We start from the raw sequence: 1,937 nt of genomic DNA, 5'->3' as shown, positions 1-1,937 counted from the left end.
GTTCGACTGCCGCGTGGCGACGCTCGCCAACTGCTTCCCGATGATCCCATCGGGCAAGGCGCACAATGAGATGCTCTTGCCCGACGAGGCGACCGACGAGGCGGTGGCCAACGCCATCGACGCCAAGGGCAGGGAACTGGTGTAGCCGGCAGAACCAAGGCAGAGCTGTCGCCAGAAAGCCCTGCGCAAACAAAGAATTAGCTCAAGAGCTTGAAATCGAGATTCATGTCATGAACGCACAGCTACAACCGACCGGCTCCGCCTATTTCATCGCCAAGGAGACGGAAAAGCCGGAAAACCACACGCTTTCCGTGCTGGTCGACAATGAGCCGGGCGTGCTTGCCAGGGTCATCGGCCTGTTTTCCGGGCGTGGCTACAACATCGAGAGCCTGACCGTCTCCGAGACCGAGCATGAAAAGCATTTGTCGCGCATAACCATCGTGACGCGCGGCACGCCGCATGTGCTGGAGCAGATCAAGCACCAGCTCGAGCGCATCGTGCCGGTGCACCGCGTCGTCGACCTGACCGTGCGTTCGCATGAATCCGGGCAGGAGCGGCCGCTGGAGCGCGAACTGGCGCTGGTCAAAGTCGCCGGCACCGGCGAGGCCCGGGTCGAGGCGTTGCGGCTGGCCGATGCGTTCCGCGCCAGCGTCATCGACGCCAACACCGAGCATTTCATCTTCGAGATCACCGGCAAAGGCTCCAAGATCGACCAGTTCATCGCCATCATGAAACCGCTCGGCCTGGTCGAAATCTGCCGCACCGGCGTGGCAGCGTTGAACCGCGGCCCGCAGGCGATGTAGGACTTCGGCGGGGCTGGCGCCGAACGCGTCAGCCAGCTTCCATAGTGAGGCTTCCGATGCTGACTTGTCAGGGAGGATATCCATGTCGCTCGACGCATTCCTTGCCCTGCTTGTCTACGCCTTCGTGACCTCGATCACGCCGGGGCCGAACAATCTCATGCTGCTGGCATCGGGCGTGAATTTCGGCCTCGTCAGAACCGTTCCGCACATGCTGGGCATCAGCATGGGTTTCCTCGTGCTGCTGCTTGCCGTCGGTCTTGGCCTCGGCGCTGTGTTGACGGCGTTTCCGGCGCTGCATACCGCGCTCAAGATCGCCGGCGGCGCCTATCTTTTGTACCTCGCGTGGAAGATCGCCATGTCGCGCACGCTGACCGGCAAGGGCGAGACGAACGCGCGGCCTATGCGCTTCATCGAGGCGGCCGCATTCCAGTGGGTCAATCCCAAGGCGTGGGTGATGGCGATCACCGCCATGGCCGTCTATGCCAATGCCGAGCACCCGTTCCTGTCGGTGGTGTTGATCGCCGTGGCTTTCACTATCGTCAATTTGCCGAGCGTCTCGGTATGGGCAGGGTTCGGCACGGCGCTGCGTGGCTTCCTGTCGGACCCGGTGCGGCTGAAATGGTTCAACATCGCCATGGGCGTGCTGCTGGCGGCGACGCTTTGGCCGATGCTTAAATAGGCTGTGGGGCGCACCAGCCGATCGTAGGGGGACGGGATTCGGACTCTCGGCGGACCGTCCGGATCGGGAGCCGCCCCGTGTTGCACATCCATTGTGCAGTGCACATTAAATCTTCGTAATGCCGCCTTTTGGCCCTTTTCCAACAAAGGCGTGTCCTATCTATTCGGCGAAATCGCGGCAACGGGCCGCGTTGGAATAGAACCCATCGGACCACGACGTGTCGGGTGGAGAGGGCCTTTGACCATGCGTGGAAAAGTCGTTCTTTCGTTGCTGGCCGTCGCCTGCCTGGGTGCGGCCGGCTGGCTCTATCTTTCGCCTGACGCGCTTGGCAGGGTCCAGCAGGTCATCGGCGCAAAGCAGGTTGCCGCGCCGGACAAACAGGCTGCGGCTTCGGACAAGAAGGCCGACAATGCCGGGCGCTCGGTCTCCATCCTCTCGGCCGTCGCCTCGACAGC

The 1,937-nt window shown here is 62.5% G+C and carries 2 protein-coding genes and 1 pseudogene; all 3 read left to right on the top strand.

Annotated elements, in window-relative coordinates; genetic code table 11:
* Positions 1-230 precede the first annotated feature (230 nt).
* The gene (ilvN, locus tag EN984_RS32760; RefSeq protein WP_023757090.1) at positions 231-803 is read left to right on the top strand and encodes an acetolactate synthase small subunit; all 573 of its coding nucleotides are present in this window, start codon (positions 231-233) and stop codon (positions 801-803) included.
* A gap of 82 nt (positions 804-885) precedes the next feature.
* On the top strand, positions 886-1,482 hold the full coding sequence (locus tag EN984_RS32755) for a LysE family translocator (protein ID WP_127271476.1): 597 nt from the start codon (positions 886-888) through the stop codon (positions 1,480-1,482).
* 243 nt (positions 1,483-1,725) lie between these two features.
* Positions 1,726-1,937 (top strand): annotated as a pseudogene (locus EN984_RS32750) (efflux RND transporter periplasmic adaptor subunit); the annotation flags it as partial.

The sequence above is a fragment of the Mesorhizobium sp. M7A.F.Ca.CA.004.12.1.1 genome, assembly GCF_003997835.1.
GTDB lineage: Bacteria > Pseudomonadota > Alphaproteobacteria > Rhizobiales > Rhizobiaceae > Mesorhizobium.
Note: the sequence above shows the minus strand (reverse complement) of the source record. Positions and strands in the feature narration are given on the sequence as shown.

What these genes read in the sequence shown, in the direction of transcription:
- ilvN (WP_023757090.1), top strand. Translation starts at nt 231, where the DNA reads ATGAACGCACAGCTACAACCGACCGGCTCCGCCTATTTCATCGCCAAG.
- EN984_RS32755 (WP_127271476.1), top strand. Translation starts at nt 886, where the DNA reads ATGTCGCTCGACGCATTCCTTGCCCTGCTTGTCTACGCCTTCGTGACC.